Origin of the sequence: Paraliobacillus sp. X-1268, from assembly GCF_003426095.1 — a bacterium.
GTDB classification, from domain to species: domain Bacteria; phylum Bacillota; class Bacilli; order Bacillales; family Amphibacillaceae; genus Paraliobacillus_A; species Paraliobacillus_A zengyii.
The window spans coordinates 117,573-133,955 of the sequence record NZ_QJSK01000002.1 but is presented as its reverse complement, the minus strand read 5'-3'; the positions used below and the strand labels follow the sequence as shown (position 1 = coordinate 133,955).

11 protein-coding genes and 1 riboswitch are annotated in these 16,383 nt (G+C 36.1%); of the genes, 3 read left to right on the top strand and 8 right to left on the bottom strand.

What is annotated here, in order from left to right:
• Positions 1-23: 23 nt before the first annotated feature.
• On the bottom strand, positions 24-1,970 hold the full coding sequence (locus D2K62_RS05245) for a beta-glucoside-specific PTS transporter subunit IIABC (RefSeq protein WP_117148861.1): 1,947 nt from the start codon (positions 1,968-1,970) through the stop codon (positions 24-26).
• Positions 1,971-2,237: 267 nt separating this feature from the next.
• Positions 2,238-2,339, top strand: a riboswitch (purine riboswitch).
• Between the two features lie 102 nt (positions 2,340-2,441).
• Between D2K62_RS05245 and D2K62_RS05240 the strand changes: the two genes are divergently transcribed.
• Positions 2,442-3,017, top strand: coding sequence for a xanthine phosphoribosyltransferase (locus D2K62_RS05240; RefSeq protein WP_117161057.1), 576 nt, complete (start codon positions 2,442-2,444; stop codon positions 3,015-3,017).
• Positions 3,018-3,081: 64 nt separating this feature from the next.
• Here the strand turns inward: D2K62_RS05240 and D2K62_RS05235 are convergent, their stop codons facing one another.
• Positions 3,082-7,533 (bottom strand): immune inhibitor A domain-containing protein, encoded by a 4,452-nt coding sequence (locus tag D2K62_RS05235; RefSeq protein WP_117161056.1) that lies wholly within the window; start codon positions 7,531-7,533, stop codon positions 3,082-3,084.
• A gap of 441 nt (positions 7,534-7,974) precedes the next feature.
• Here D2K62_RS05235 and D2K62_RS05230 point away from each other — a divergent pair, with 441 nt between their 5' ends.
• Positions 7,975-8,370 carry a BsuPI-related putative proteinase inhibitor gene (locus tag D2K62_RS05230; RefSeq protein ID WP_157967317.1) on the top strand — a complete coding sequence of 132 codons (396 nt, stop codon included), beginning with the start codon at positions 7,975-7,977 and terminating at the stop codon, positions 8,368-8,370.
• A 37-nt stretch (positions 8,371-8,407) separates the two neighbouring features.
• Here D2K62_RS05230 and D2K62_RS05225 read toward each other — a convergent pair whose 3' ends face one another.
• The 6 genes from D2K62_RS05225 to serC all read right to left on the bottom strand — a co-directional run bounded on the left by D2K62_RS05225 (position 8,408) and on the right by serC (position 15,419).
• Positions 8,408-10,453 (bottom strand): bifunctional diguanylate cyclase/phosphodiesterase, encoded by a 2,046-nt coding sequence (locus D2K62_RS05225; protein ID WP_117161055.1) that lies wholly within the window; start codon positions 10,451-10,453, stop codon positions 8,408-8,410.
• Positions 10,454-10,642: 189 nt separating this feature from the next.
• Positions 10,643-11,470: a transporter substrate-binding domain-containing protein gene (locus tag D2K62_RS05220; protein ID WP_117161054.1), complete on the bottom strand. Its 828-nt coding sequence runs from the start codon at positions 11,468-11,470 to the stop codon at positions 10,643-10,645.
• Positions 11,471-11,636: 166 nt separating this feature from the next.
• Entirely contained in the window at positions 11,637-12,518 is an 882-nt protein-coding gene (gene aguB / locus D2K62_RS05215) for an N-carbamoylputrescine amidase (protein WP_112182436.1), read from the bottom strand.
• A gap of 16 nt (positions 12,519-12,534) precedes the next feature.
• Positions 12,535-13,563 carry an agmatine deiminase family protein gene (locus D2K62_RS05210; protein WP_117161053.1) on the bottom strand — a complete coding sequence of 343 codons (1,029 nt, stop codon included), beginning with the start codon at positions 13,561-13,563 and terminating at the stop codon, positions 12,535-12,537.
• 148 nt (positions 13,564-13,711) lie between these two features.
• Positions 13,712-14,242 (bottom strand): methylated-DNA--[protein]-cysteine S-methyltransferase, encoded by a 531-nt coding sequence (locus D2K62_RS05205; protein WP_112182438.1) that lies wholly within the window; start codon positions 14,240-14,242, stop codon positions 13,712-13,714.
• Positions 14,243-14,330: 88 nt separating this feature from the next.
• On the bottom strand, positions 14,331-15,419 hold the full coding sequence (gene serC / locus D2K62_RS05200) for a 3-phosphoserine/phosphohydroxythreonine transaminase (protein WP_112182439.1): 1,089 nt from the start codon (positions 15,417-15,419) through the stop codon (positions 14,331-14,333).
• Positions 15,420-15,657: 238 nt separating this feature from the next.
• Between serC and D2K62_RS05195 the strand changes: the two genes are divergently transcribed.
• Complete coding sequence (locus D2K62_RS05195) at positions 15,658-16,371, top strand: HAD family hydrolase (protein WP_112182440.1); 714 nt, start codon at positions 15,658-15,660, stop codon at positions 16,369-16,371.
• Positions 16,372-16,383 lie beyond the last annotated feature (12 nt).

Sequence of the window (16,383 nt, the reverse complement as noted above, 5' to 3'; positions counted from 1 at the left end):
ATTACTTATTAAACTGCCTTATCTTAATTTCCAGAATTCTCATTTTTTAGCGTAATTAATGTTTCTGTTGGTTTAACTATATGTTGCTCTGTAAAGGAAATTACCGCATAGTTATCTGGATTGGTTACAATCACTGGTGTTGTTACAAGATAACCAGCTTTCTTAATTTCAACTAGATCAAATTCAACAAGTAATTTACCTTTTTCTACTTTATCACCTTGTTTTACATAGCTTGTGAAATATTGACCACCCAGATTAACAGTATCCATACCAACATGAATCAGAATTTCTGCACCATCTTCTGTTGTAATTCCAAGTGCATGCTTGGTAGGGAATAATGCTGTAATTGTTCCTGTAACTGGTGAGAATAATTTACCCTCGATTGGTTCAATCGCAACCCCTTTACCCATTGCACCTGAAGCAAATGATTCATCTTTAATTTCTGATAATTGTCTTACTTCACCAGCAAGTGGGCTAGCGATAACTTCTCCATTAATTGCTTTTTCTTCTACAACCACTTTATCTGTTGCAGGTGTAGTTGTTTCTTCTTTAACCGTTTGTTCTGAAGTCTTTTCGTTTTTCACACCGAATAGATACGTTAAAACGATACCTAAAACAAGCGCACCTATCATTGCAATGATCATACCCCAGAATCCTGCATCCATTCCTTCAGGACTAATGTAAGATGGTATACCAAAGATTCCTAATCCACCAATCATATAACCTCTTGTACCTGCAATACCTAGCACAGCACCACCAAGACCAGCGACAATACAACTTATAATAAAAGGTCTTTTCAGTGGAAGTGTAACACCATAAATTGCTGGTTCCGTTACACCAAAGATACCTGAAATAGCTGCTGGAATACTTAATGTTTTAATTTTTTTGTTTTTCGTTTTCATTAGAACACCAATTACAGCACCAGTTTGTGCAAATGAAGCTGTAAACATCATTGCTAAGATTGGATCTGAACCTAATGTTGTTAAATTGTTAATAGCAATTGGTATAAGACCCCAGTGTAGACCAAAGATAACTAACACTTGCCAGAACGCTCCAATGAATGCTCCTGCAATAATAGGACTTAGATCATAAATACCATTTGTCGCCATACCGATAAGGTTAGCCGCCCAAGTTGCAATTGGTCCAATTACCATAAATGTTATTGGTACAACTATAATAAGCGTTAAGAATGGAACAACAAATACTTTTACTACATCAGGGATTAATTTCTTAAGGAATCCTTCTACTCTTGATGCAAAGAATGCTGCTAAAATAATTGGAATAACAGATGATGAATATGTCATAAGAATTACTGGAATACCTAAAAACTCAACAAAAATCGGAGCTTCAAATAACGCTGAACCTGCAAACAAAGTATATAATGGTTCACCTGCTGATAGAGCTGTAATATCAGGATAAACTAACGAACCACCTATTGCCATACCGATAAATGGTGATCCACCAAATTTTTTAATCGCGGTATATCCTAAGAATATTGGGAAGAAGTAAAATAATGAATCCCCTACAGCATTTAATATTTGATACGTACCTGAAGTATCTTCTAACCAACCTAAAGCTAAAAATAGTGCATTAAAACCTTTGATCATACCTGTTGCTGCTAACACACCAAGTACAGGAGTAAATATACTAGCAATAATATCTATTAATTTATTAAATATGCTTTGATTTGAATTATCTTCCTCTTCTTCAGTTGCAGCAGTTTGGAATCCACCAAGTTCAACAATTTCTTTAAATACATCTGGTACGTGATTACCAATAACAACTTGGTATTGACCACCACTCTTCATTACTGTAACGATACCATCCATATCTTTTAAGACTTCTGTGTTTGCTTTACTTTCATCTCTTAACTTAAAACGTAAACGTGTAATACAATGAACAACGCTGATAACGTTTTCTTTTCCGCCGACGTTTTGGATAATGTCTTTTGACAATTGTTCGTATTTCATAATAAACCCTTCCTTCTGTTATTATATTTTAAAAACAAAAAACCCGAACTGATTTGAGCACACACACGTAAATGTGGCGTTCAAATCAGTTCAGGTTATGCCCGAAAGCGGTAACATTCCTAACTGATAAATTTATTATAGCATCACAAGAAAACGTTTGCAATACCTTTTTAAAAAATATTTTACTAATGATCTATTAAAGTGATTTAAGCACATTTTACTTATTAGGTTTTCAATTTACATTCAATCCTATATAATTCAAAGTAACTAAATGATCTTCATTTAACTCGTATAAAAGCAGGAATAGGGCCTGCATGTTTCTACCAGCTTACCGTAAATAGGCTGACTATGAGTAAGCATTTATAATTTTAAGAGTTCTGTGTCTATTCGATAGATAGAGTCTATATTATAAACCGCGGCTTACTCTTATGAGTATGTCGCTTTTTTATTTAATTGAAGGGGGAATATATAATGAAGTTATTAGAAGATAAAATTAAAGCTGAAGGTATTGTGTTAAGTGATCATGTACTTAAAGTCGATTCCTTTATTAATCATCAAATGGATCCAATCCTAATGAAGGAAATCGGAATCGAATTTGCTAAACTTTTTCGCGATAAACAAATTACAAAGATTTTAACAATTGAATCCTCTGGTATTGCTCCTGCGATAATGACTGGACTTGAACTGAATGTTCCTGTTATTTTTGCTAGAAAGAGAAAGTCACTGACGCTTATAGATAACTTATACACAGCAACTGTTTATTCCTTCACTAAAAAGGAATCGAATGACATTACCGTATCCAAACAGTATATTCAACCAGGAGATCATGTATTAATTATCGATGACTTTTTAGCAAATGGACAAGCAGCACGTGGACTAGCTGAAATTATTGAGCAGGCAAAAGCAAAAGTAAGTGGAATTGGCATACTAATTGAAAAGTCTTTTCAACCAGGTGCAACTACATTACTTTCTAAAGGCTACCATGTCGAATCCTTAGCAAGAATAGCATCATTAACTGATAGTAAAGTCACCTTTAAACAAGATTAGCACTATCTGTATTTATAAAAGAAACCACGCAGCCTGATGCCACGTGGTTTCTTTAAAATGTAAATCAGTTAACTTTTCTTCTTCTTTGAAAGATAAACAATAAACCACCGATAAGGAGAACAACTACTCCTATTCCAACCAAATTAAAAATATTTGTCGCCGTGCTAGGTAGATTACTACCACTTGTGGCTGTTTCTCCTTTTGTTGAGGCAGTTACAGCTCCACCTGTACCTGTTTTCCCTCCTTTATTCCCAGACGTTTCTGTACCTGTTTTCACTTCATCGTTATCTTCAGCCGTTTCCGAGTCAGTTTCTTCTTCTTTCGTTAGAGCATTAATCGTAACGATTCGTTTAGCAATCGTTTCATTTCCAGAAGCATCTTGAACTGTATAAGTTAGAGTATAAGCACCCACTTTATCTACATTAAGATCGCCTGAAACACTTACCTTATCAGTTAAGTCACCATCTGCAAGATCACTTGCCACATAACCTGGTTCCTTATAAGTAGTTCCTTCATCAATCTCAACTGGGTTACTTCCTATTAGTTCAATAACTGGTGCTATTGTATCTACTACTTTGACCGTACGTATTGCTGTAGCTTCATTTCCGGAGGCATCTGTTACAGTATAATTTACAGTGTATTCTCCGACAGCAAAGCCTACTTTACCAGAAATAACAACATTATCCGTAACGTTTCCTTCATAGTTATCTGTAGCTGTAAATCCTTGCTCCAAATAAGCTAAGCCAGCTTCTAAAATATAGGGTTCTTCTCCAGCTAATTCAATAATAGGCGCATGTGTATCAATAATATGGACAGTCCTTGTAATCGTTGCTTCATTTCCAGATTCGTCTATCACCTTATACGTCAACGTATATTCGCCAAGTACGTCCGTATCTACTGAACCTGTAACTGTTACGATATCTGTTACATCTCCATCGTAATTATCCGTAGCGCTAATACCTGCATCTTCATATACCGCACCTACTTCCAATGTAACAGAAGCATCCCCTTTTAATTCAATTATCGGGGCTGTATGATCAACCACTAAAACAGTTCTCGTTACCGCAAATACATTATCATTTTCATCTGCGACTGTATAAACTAAGGTATATTCTCCAACTGTTTCCGTATCAATTTCTCCAGTTACAACAACTTGTTCCGTAATATCACCGTCCAAGTTATCTTCCGCAACATAGCCTAATTCTTGATAACTCGTTCCCACCTGTAGTTCAATAACAGTATCACCAGACAGTTCAATATAGGGAACCTCTTCATCAACAACATGGACTTTACGAACAGCAATTGTTTCATTCCCTGCCGTATCCGTTACGAGATATGTTAGGATATATTCTCCTAAAACCGTATTATCAATTTCTCCCGTAATTTCAACACTTTCAGTTATATCACCGTCAATTTCATCAAAAGCCATGAACCCTGGCTCCGTATATGCAGCACCTGCTTGTAATACTAATGGATTATCACCTTCTAAAGTGATTTCCGGTATTGTATTATCAAGTGTGAATTCTTGTGAATGCCAATCTAGTACATTTCCTACCGCATCCGTTGCCCTAACATGCAAATACCAGCTACCATTTTGATCTGATAGTTTGAGCGTATCACCGTTATCAAAGTGAGTCCAACCGTCAGTCGGCAAATCTTCAGATTCAGACCAGACGTATTGCAGAGAGTCAGATTCTGCTTCTTGAATATTGACCTTAACACTTGCTTCTTTACTACTATCTTGATTACCATCTTGATCTACTTCAATTGTTGGTTTTTCATTATCCACTGTAAAAGTTCCTTCATCCGTTACAGTATTCGTACCGTCATTAGCTGTCATTTTGAGTGTGTAGATACCAGATGATATTCCTTCTGGCAACTTCAAACTGACATCTAAAGAAGTTTCCTCATTTTCAGCAACAAAAGATTGATCATCTGTCGCCACAACTTCTCCATTTGGATCAATCACCTCAGTTTCAACCGTTACTTCCTCACTGAGATTAGGATCATATGCAGCCACTTTCAGCTCAAGTAAATGATGACTTTCTTTGCTAGAGTATACTTCACTCAATCCTTCAAATGATAAAGTAGGTTTTCTTGTCTCATAATTTAATAACAACTGTGCCACCGACAAGTCCTGTGCCTGATCAGTTATCGCTACCGTCAAACCATAAGGCAACACATTTCGTCCAGCATATATTTGACCTGGATTCGTATAATCAAACGCATCATTAAACACGGAGACTGCGGCTTGGGATTCCATCTCTAAACTTGTCCCATTAATATCAAGATAATCCAGAAACAGTTTATCTGTTTCATTTAGCGAAAATGCCGCATCTTGTATTTGGTATCGCGTAACAGCTGTCTCACCATTTGACCATACTGCTGTTTCCTGATGTGCATCTACAACACCTAAGAACCCATCACCAGGATGATCACCTACCCAATTATTATCATATTTATTATCGACATACCACACAACCATTCCTGGATCTAAAGTCATTACTGAATTACCACGCGTGATCCGCTCTAGAGCTGTATCCGCTGCTGCGTAATTCCTCCACTCAATAAGATAATAATGGTCTGACTTCTTATTACCGTCTGATTTAGTGAATCCTTCCATAGTAAAGATGGTATCCTCAGATTCCGCATCATCAGTTAGAAGCACTGTATCATTTGCGATAACTTCTAAATCATCCACATATAAACCCGGTAGTGAAGCAGCAACATCTGTCCAATAATTAATACGTAATTGAATTTCCTTTCCGACATAGCTATCTAGATTGAAAACAGCTTCAATCCAACCTTTTGAATCACCTGTAATCCCATGACCAGGGTTTTGTCCATAGGGGTCAGAATCCGTTGTAATGTTTCCTGGAATTGCAACCCAACCAGATCCGTCATTTACCTGAACAGATCCATAATCCCAATCTAGTTCAATATCATAGAAAGCATTAAATTTAAAAGAAGCGTTTGACACATCTTTCAGATTTATAGTTGTCACTAAACTATTGTTAAGATCATTTCCATTTCCACTAAAGTATTGATATTCACCACTTGTTGGTGTATTAATCGTTGTTAATTTATCTGGCAAGGTCACTTTCACGGCATCAGCGTTTGTCCCTTTTACACTTGCTTGATCTATGTTAAGCGAAATATCTCCAGCCTTTATATCGTCTAAGCTATATTCAGCGTCCTTAAACCAATTCGATTCCGGCATCCTATTTTGCAAAAACTCTTTATCATAAGGACTAAAGCCAGTTGGTTCTGTCCCATTAATTAAACCAGCCCAGCTACCTGCAGCCATAATAGTCCAATAGTCAGTAGGCGCACCAACACCACCCGCCGTACTATTTGTATCATAGGAATCAGGTAATCCCAAATCATGACCGAACTCATGTGCAAAAACACCTACCGCACCATCTTCAGGCTGTACTGTATAGTCGTAAGCAGCTATACCACCCCAATATGGTACATCGGTTTCGTCCTCTGTACCTGGGACAACTGTCGGGGCATCTAAATTCCAACTATGGGACCAAATTGCATCCCCATTTAAACTTCCTCCACCAGCTTCTTCACCAGTCCCTGCATGAACAATCATTAGGTGATCAATGATACCATCTGGCTCACGATAATCTCCGTCACCATCTAAATCGTATAAATCCTCTTTGTCAAAATCAGCTAGATTAATAGATGGATCAGCAGCAGCTTGCGCTAATGCCTCTTTTACTAATTCACGCGGCCTAATGTCATTACCATCTGGAGCAGGCTCATTTGCTCCATAATAAGCGGCCGGATGTTCTGCTGTATACCAACCTGCTACTTGGCCATCAATCGTATAGCTACCACCAGATTGTTGCTCATAAAAAGCCTTCATCGAGATAAAGTCTTCTCCATTTCCTCCCTTATACGTTTCATCTGCAAATACCATATTTTCATAGTGTTCCTTTGTGTAATTATCATATAGTAACACTGGATTATCCGCTTCTGTAATATTACTATTTTGATAATCAGCAAAATCAATTAATAAAACAAGAACTTCATCCGTTTGTACTGCCCCGTCCCAACTTTCTTCTACAATTGATTCAATGCCATTCGATTTTGCTTTAACACCGCTCTCTTCTGACTGTTTCGCAACACCAGCAGGTACTTGTTTTAGATCTGCCTGTTCTAATAACTCATTCCTGAGCTTTTTTTGGTCATGTCGGTCAACAGCTAATTCTTCTGCATTTTCAGACCGCTTTAGTAAATATTCATTCAATTGCTCTTCTTGTTTTTCCTTAGATAAACTACCATCAATAATCCCTTGTTCTATCAAAGCTAACAGGATTTTATCTTGATTAACTATACCTATATCAAAAGGGCCACTGGCATGCTGTTTCATAAATGGATAAATATATTCTTCTTCCGTAGTTTCTTTTGCTGCATTCACCTCAATTAGAGACATATTACTAACTAAACCACATATAATACTTAAAACTACCAAACTATATAAAGCTTTTTTTGCAATTAACAAAGTATGACCTCCCCATTTTTATGTAATAGGATTTCATTTCCCTCCTTCGACCTATTCTCTATACAACCCTATTTATTGGAAAAATTTAAATAATAGATTTATTTATAGCATAGAAATAGCGAACAATATATCCTTTCAAGTAAAGTTCATAAAAGTCTACAAAGGTTCTAATAATTCTCTTTTAGGCTTGGAAATACGACTTTTATTTTAGACAAGTTATCACAATAAATTATTCTTTTTTTACACTCTTTCTTTTGTTCTAGCTCTTTTCATAAACAATATTTCTTTTCGGCATTTGAACTTAATGACTTTATTTTAAATAAGAAGGGATTTGTAGATAGAATAGTGAATTTAAATATGTGAGAAAAGAGGGAATTAGATATGACTAAAATTTATGCAATATTAATCATTCTACTTATTTTGATAGGGGGGTATAAAAATATGGACATCAAGTTGTCTACAACACCTTCAAAAGACATCCAAATAGAAGAAACAAATGTAATAGATAATATGGTTCCAATAATTTTATATGATGAGCCTAATAAGACAGTTACCTTTACCATTACAAATGAGTCCACTAATATGTTTACATTTCATTTTGCATCAACCCGACATTTTAGTTATCAAATCAAAAATAAAGATGGACAAGTAGTACAAGAATCACCGAAAGATAACCAATCGCCAAAATTACCAAGCACCTTTCCGGTCAAACCAGGGGGCCATATTAGTTATGAGGTAAGTATAGATATGTTACCAAAGGGGGATTACACCATTCAATTTGTTTTATTAGCTAAAGAAATTCAACCTAAATTAATGCTAGAATTTCACGTAAATTGAAACGCTCTATAATTAAAAGCAAAAAAATCACACCTTTTTAAATCAAGGTGTGATTCTTAACTATCCAAGTCTCTATTTCTTTTACTGTCATTGGTTTGGCAAAGTAATAACCTTGCAATAGTAAATCTGATCTATGCTTGGTTAAAAATAGAAATTGTTCTTTTGTTTCAATTCCTTCAATAACTACGGTTAAATTAAGCGACTGCCCAAGGTCGATAATTGCTTTTACTATTGCTGCGTCTTTTTCTGAGCCTGGAACATGATCAATAAATGTTTTATCTATTTTCAATGTAGAAATAGGCATTTGTTTTAAATAAGATAAAGATGATACTCCAGTTCCAAAATCATCTAGTGCGACTTTAAAACCGAGCGAACGGAAGGTTTCTATAGAATACATTGCCGTATCAATAGACTCAACAAAACTCGTTTCGGTAATTTCTAATTCAATCTTTTGGGCATCTAGTTGCGTTTCCTTTATTACATGCTGCAATACGCCAACTAATCGGGATGAACTAACATATTCACCGGGAATATTAATCGCAATACTCCATTCTATATGACCTTCTTCTTGCCAGTCTACCAACTGCCTACATGCCTTTTTTATAATCCAGTCCGTTAAGTCTCTCATCCGCTTATATCGCTCTAATATTGGAATAAAGACGGCGGGTGATAACAGCCCATATTCTGGGTGTTGCCAACGAATTAACGTTTCAAATCCCAACGTGGACATTGTATCAGCCCACACTTTAGGTTGGTAAACGAGAAAGAGTTGATTCTCCACCATCGCTCGATCTATTCCCTCCATTATTTTATGATCGAAAGAATAGGTGTGAACAGCTGAATCATAAAGAACCACCTCTTGTTGAAAACCAGTGGTTGGGTGTTCCAATACAGATAATGCATGATTGTATAAATCTCTGATATCATCTTTATGCGTAATCGTTGAAATTGCACATGCACCTTCAATCATAATATGATTATCTGAAATCAATACAGGATTATCCCAACCCTGAGACACTTCTTTCATTGCCAGTTTCAAACGTTCTAAATGATCTGAACGATTCAGTAAGAAAGCAAATTGATTATCTCTTAAACGATATAGTGTTAGTTGCGGAATATGGACTTTTTTTAATGTATCCACCACATAATCAATTAATTCATCACTAGATTGATAACCGTACACCATATTCATTTTTTCAAAATTATTAATTTGCCAAACCGCTAAAGACTTACTTGAACTCGTTTGTCTAATTGCCTTCTCATACAGACGAGCATTAGGAAGCTTTGTACGTGTATCGAAGAAACTTACACGATAATCAATATAACGATCAAGAAATACGGATAGCATTAACAAAACCAATAAGCTTACAACACCAATAGATATACCTGTGATTAAAAGCGGCGTATTCATTTGATGGGTAGTACCATCCGTAACTAAGTAATTTCGGTTCAGATAAAAAGTTGTTCCAAACATTGCGGTATAATGCATACTCGTAACAGCAAGTCCTAAAAAAATAGACGTTACCGCTTTTATGAGTGATCCTCGCGTTTTCCTTTTTCGAGAAGTCGAAAAAATATATAATGCACCAAAAGAAGCAATTACTGCAATAGCAATGGAAAAGAATACAAAAAGCGGATTATATGAAAAGTTAGCATCCATAACCATGGATTCCATTCCAATATAATGCATTCCAGTAATCCCAAGACCCATTATAAATCCTGACAATATATAGAGAGACCAGGACTTATCTAGTTGATTCACTAAATAGAAGGCTATGAAGGATGCACCAAATGCTGGAATCATCGACAACAATGTTAAACTATGATCATAGCTCATTGAAACTGGCAACATATATGCGCCCATACCAACAAAATGCATCGACCATATCCCAAAACCCATCGCAGCTGAGGCTAATAATAGCCAAATTCTACGATCAAAAAAACTATTTTTTTGTATGCGATCATTCATTGAAATTGCTACATAAGAAGCGAAACAAACCATAAGAACAGATAAAAATACAATAGGCCAATCATATTCACCATTTAAAACAATAAAGTAGTTAAGATCTGGTTGTGTGTACAAAAGTTACCCTCCACTTGTACTAAGGTTTCGAAAGAATATTATTTATAAGATATCTTCTATCTTATATCGGGCATAATAAACTAATTATTAGTGAATAATAAATTTCTCTAATACATATTAGGTAAACACAATAAAATCCCCGAGGTTCATACTTTCAAACTTTAAGGGATTCATGATTATGCACTATTTTTATTCTATTCCATCTATTTCTTCAATATCTTCAGTTATTTCTTGCGATACATCCTGACCACCAAAGAATTCCGCGGATATTTTAGTCAGTGTTCCATCCTCTTTCATTTCACCAATGGTTTGTTCGATTCTCTCCGCTAGTTCGTCACTACCTAAGTCAGCCACAACACTAACTGTTTGAGGATGGAACCTTAAGTCGGAATGCAATTCTATTTCCATCTCAGGAAAAGCCTCAAGAGCAAGGGATTGTAAATAGTAATCGTTAATCACAACATCAGTTCGGCCATTTTCCACATCACGTAAATAGACATCATTGGTTGCATTACCGTACGTTACTACCTCAGCCCCATACTTCTCTGCTATATCGCTATATACAGTTGTCGCAGCTCCACCAGCCTTTTTCCCTTCAAGGTCTTCCAACTTCTCTATTCCTGAATGATCTTCTGAACGAACAATCATAGTTGAATAAGAATATTTAATAGGTTGACTAAAAATAAAATTGTCTTTGCTCTCTTCTCTAGGACCAGCTGTAATTATATCAACACGTCCAGATTGCAATGCAGCCAGCATAGCATCATAAGCCATAACTTCAAATTTAACTTCCAAGTCTAAGCGTGAAGCTACCTCTCGGATTACCTCAACGTCATACCCAGTTAACTCATCAGAACCTTCAGGATAATAAGAAGCTGGATATAGCGTACCTGCTGTCGCAAAAACAATTTCACCTGATTTTTCTATTTCATCCCAATTAGTTACTTCTTCACTGCTACTGCTATCACATGCAGCTAAAACAACTAGCAAAACAAAAACACTTACTAATTTCTTCAAAAAAATCCCCCCTGTTATACTTTAATTACACTATATAATATAACAGTTTTATATCGTCAAAACAACGTTCTATTATACTGTATTACTGCATAATTAAAAAAACAAAAAACAAAAAACAAAAAAAAAGATGACCCTCACACTAAAATAGGAGGATCATCTTTCTACATTATTTGGCTGGTTGTTGCCCATCATTTGTCGTAATAACGTGATAAAGCTCTGGACGGCGGTCACGGAAAATACCCCATTCAATTCGTTGTGCATCTAACGCATCTAAATCAAATGTAGCAAGTAAGATTTCTTGCTCAGTTCTTCCAGCTTCTGCAATTCTATTCCCTTCTGGACCTGCAATAAATGAAGAGCCATAAAAAGTAATTTCTGATTCTTCATCTTTTTCAACACCAATTCGATTGGATGCAATTACAGGCATTAAGTTCGCAGCTGCATGACCAAGCATACATGCTTGCCAATGATTTTTTGAATCAATCGATGCGTCTTCTGGTTCTGAACCGATTGCTGTTGGATAAAGCAACACCTCAGCACCCTGTAAAGCCATCACCCTTGCTGCTTCTGGATACCATTGATCCCAACAGATTCCTACACCGATTTTTCCAAAGCGCGTTTCCCAAACTTTAAAGCCAGTATCACCTGGGTTAAAGTAAAACTTTTCTTCATACCCAGGACCATCTGGAATGTGACTCTTTCGATACGTTCCTAATATTTCACCAGTTGCATCAATCATCGCAAGCGCATTGTATCTAGCATAGTTCTTTTTTTCATAAAAACTGATTGGAAGAACAATCTTTAGCTCTTTAGCAATCTGTTGAAAGTGTTGAATTGCCTTGTTTTCACTTAATTCAGTCGCATAGCTATAATAAGCAGGTTTTTCCTTTTGACAGAAGTATGGTGTTTCAAATAGTTCTTGTAATAAGATGACTTGTGCACCTTGTGCTGCAGCGTCTCTAACTAGTGCTTCTGCCTTCGTAATATTATCTTCTATCTGATTGGAACAACTCATCTGGGTCGCAGCAAATGTTATATTTCGGACCATTACTATCTCTCCTTCTTTACCTGTTAACGGGCATTTGTTGTGTCATACAATGGATATTACCACCTTCGCGAATAATTGCCATTCCATCAATTGGGTGTATAACACGTTCAGGAAATAACTGCTTGAATTGTTCGATCGCAGCTTTATCTGTTTCTATTGCATCCTCACCAAAAACCGGTAGTATAATACCTCCATTAACAAAATAGAAATTAAGGTAACTCAATGTTAACCGGTCGTCACCATCTGTTCGAAGTGGCGGCTGTTTGACCGGTACGATTTCTAACTTTCTTCCCTTTGCATCTACTTCCGCTTCTAATATCGCAAGATTCTCTTGAGTAGTCTTATAGTTCGCATCAGTTGGGTCATCACACACCTGGATCATTATTTTCCCAGGTGCAATGAAACAAGCAATATTGTCGACATGACCATCTGTTTCGTCACCAGCAAGACCATTCTTCAACCAGACAACTTTCGAAACATCTAGGTGTTTTTTTAGATAACCTTCAATTTCTGTCTTTGTATAGGATGGATTTCGATTTGGATGGAGTAAGCATTCTTCAGTCGTAATTAATGTTCCTTCTCCATCAACATGAAACGAACCACCTTCCATTACGATTGGTGCATCTATTTGTTTCACTTGATAATTCGCTAATACTTTTGATGCAACAAGATCATCTAAATCCCAAGGCGTGTATTTTTCTCCCCACGCATTAAATATCCAGTTGACACCTGCAACCTCACCTGCCTCTGATACAACAAATGTTGGTCCGTTATCACGTAACCACGCATCATCATGTTCAATTACAAGTAGTTCAATAGCCGCGTTATTAAAAAGTGATTGTACCTTCTCTATTTCTGCCTGATTGACCAAAACAGTAACAGGCTCATAGACTGCTATCGCTTCTACAATAGCACGATAACCATCGGAAACAGTCGCGTAATCTTCAGGGTAACACATCGATTCTTTTACAGGCCATGAGATAAATGTACGTTGATGTTCTTCCCATTCTGCCGGCATTTTATAGGATATATTTATTGGATTCATATGCTCTCTCTTTTCCCTTGTAATATAACGTAAAAACAAATTATAACAGCATTATTAGCAAAAAACACTTATTTTTTATACGTGATCATCACTATTATCTCACAACAAAAAAGAACCATTCCACGATGAATAAGAATTGTCCTTTTGTCTAAGATAAACCTTCTGTTAATGTATGTTGTTCAAGTTTCAAGAGATGCTTTTTCATTTCTATACCACCACGATAACCTGTTAATGTCCCGTCTTTACCAATTACGCGATGGCAAGGAACCGAAATAAGCACTGGATTTGCACCAATCGCTGTTCCAACTGCACGAACAGCAGTCGGTTTTCCAATTAATTCAGCTATTTGTGCGTAATTATACGTTTTTCCATATGGTACGTGGTGAAGTGCTTGCCACACTTTCTGTTGGAAGGGCGTTCCCTGTAAATCAGTAGCAAAGCTTAAGTTTGTTAATTCACCTTGGAAGTAGGCGATTAAATCATTTTTATATGGTTCTAGCTGATCAGTATCTTCTATTAAGTTAACAGAAATAAACTTCTTAGTGATCCAACTTTGAAGCTCTTCCCGCTTACTATTTGGTGAACTAACATAACATAAACCTTTTGTAGTCGCAGCTAAATAAAAATGCCACTCTCCAACAGTAAAATCTGACCAATAGATACACGTATTTTCATTCATCACTAACCCTCCGATCTGACACCTTGCATAGATTCAACTTATATAAAAAGGTGGCAATGATAGAATCATTACCACTCCTGCTACCTATTTATTTATAATTCTCTTCAAATTCTTTCATAAAACCAACTAACTTTTCTACACCTTCTAGTGGCATTGCATTATAAATACTAGCTCGCATGCCGCCAACAGAACGATGACCTTTTAGTGTTTCCAAACCTAATCCTTGTGCTTCTTTAATAAAGGCACTTTCTAAATCTGCATCTCCATTAACCGTAACAAATGGGATGTTCATAATCGAACGACTATCTGCCCTAACTGGTGACGCAAACATCGATGAATCCTGTATAGCCTCATACAAAATTTGTGCCTTCTTACGATTAATCCGTTCCATCTCTTGAATACCACCTAGTTCATTCAACCACTCAAAAACTAACTTAGCAATATAAATGGCATAAGTCGGTGGCGTATTATAAAGTGATCCACTTTCACTATGTGTTTTATAATCCATCATTGTAGGACAATTATCCGATGCATGACCAATTAGATCCTCACGAATAATCACAAGTGTTAACCCTGCTGGTGCGATATTTTTCTGTGCGCCAGCGTAAATTAAACCGAATTTAGATACATCAATTTCTTCTGATAATATGTTAGAAGACATGTCTGCGATTAATGGAACATCACCTGTATCTGGGAACTCTGTATAAGCTGTTCCTTCTATTGTATTGTTGGTAGTAATATGAACATAGTCAGCTTCTGGATCAATCATGCTTCGATCTATCTTTGGTATGTAAGTGAAGTTCTCCTCCTCAGAAGAAGCTATGACGCGAATATCACCGAATTTCTTTGCTTCACTTATTGCTTTTTTAGACCATGATCCTGTGTTTATATAATCAGCTCTACCGTTTTTAACAAGTAAATTCATCGGTATCATCGCAAATTGTTGCGATGCACCACCTTGTAGAAATAGTACCTTATAATTATCAGGAATGGTCATCAATTGTCGTAAATGCTTTTCTGCCCCTGTAATAATATCCGTAAACAAAGCCGAACGGTGGCTTAACTCCATTACAGACATGCCAGAACTACGATAGCTCAATAATTCTGATTGCGCCTTCTCTAAAACTGGTAAAGGAAGCATTGACGGTCCAGCTGAAAAATTATACACTCTATTCATATCACCACACCCATCTATTTTTATCTATAAAATCCCAAACAATTTATCTAGTAGACTTATTCTATAAAAAGCAATTTAATCTTTGTGATCATTTTAACAGCATTCGTATTTACTTTCAACTTACAATATTCAAAAAATTAAGGTAATTATTTATCAATCCAAAAAACCCTTCATCCTTATCAATCTAGCATGTTATGATTAACAGTGGACTTGGATAGAATGACGGGAGGCAACAATCTTGGATACAATCATTTTTGATCTGGATGACACACTTTATGATCAAACATTACCTTTTAAAAAGGCAGTAGTTAAACAGTTTAAACAGACGTTTACGGATGAAGAGCATACTAAGCTTTACATAGCTAGTAGAAAATATAGTGATGCATTATTTCATAAAAGTATAACTGGCGAAGTAACTACCGTTGAATTACAAACATATCGAATCACTGAAGCTTGTAAGGAATTCGGCATTACGATTAGCTATCAAGAAGCAATTGAATTTCAAGCTACATATTTAGCGGAGCAAAAGAAAATCACTCTTTTTAAGGAAGTGGAAGAATTATTAGAGGCACTTTTTAAAGAGAAAAAGCAATTAGCTGTCCTTACCAATGGAGAGAAAGCACATCAAACAATGAAAATTAAACAACTCGGTTTATCAAAGTGGATTCCAGAAGATCATCTTTTTATTTCTGGGGAAATTGGACATGCAAAACCGGAATCAGAAGTATTTAACTATATTGAAGAAAAGCTACAATTAGACAAGGCAAAAACAATCTATATTGGGGATTCATTTGAAAATGATGTTGTAGGAGCAAAACAAGCTGGATGGCAATCGATTTGGTTAAATCACCGGCATAGGATGCCGACAACACTAGCGCAACCAGATAAAGTTATTTATCATGCGAAAGACCTTATAGAAGTATTTCGAAATGACTATTCACTAATAGATTAGTTTAATGATTAG

Excerpts from the sequence above, each read along its gene's own strand:
- D2K62_RS05245 (WP_117148861.1), bottom strand. The coding sequence starts at position 1,970 with ATGAAATACGAACAATTGTCAAAAGACATTATCCAAAACGTCGGCGGA.
- D2K62_RS05240 (WP_117161057.1), top strand. The coding sequence starts at position 2,442 with ATGAAGTTATTAGAAGATAAAATTAAAGCTGAAGGTATTGTGTTAAGT.
- D2K62_RS05230 (WP_157967317.1), top strand. The coding sequence starts at position 7,975 with ATGGACATCAAGTTGTCTACAACACCTTCAAAAGACATCCAAATAGAA.
- D2K62_RS05205 (WP_112182438.1), bottom strand. The coding sequence starts at position 14,242 with ATGAATGAAAATACGTGTATCTATTGGTCAGATTTTACTGTTGGAGAG.
- D2K62_RS05210 (WP_117161053.1), bottom strand. The coding sequence starts at position 13,563 with ATGAATCCAATAAATATATCCTATAAAATGCCGGCAGAATGGGAAGAA.
- aguB (WP_112182436.1), bottom strand. The coding sequence starts at position 12,518 with ATGGTCCGAAATATAACATTTGCTGCGACCCAGATGAGTTGTTCCAAT.
- serC (WP_112182439.1), bottom strand. The coding sequence starts at position 15,419 with ATGAATAGAGTGTATAATTTTTCAGCTGGACCGTCAATGCTTCCTTTA.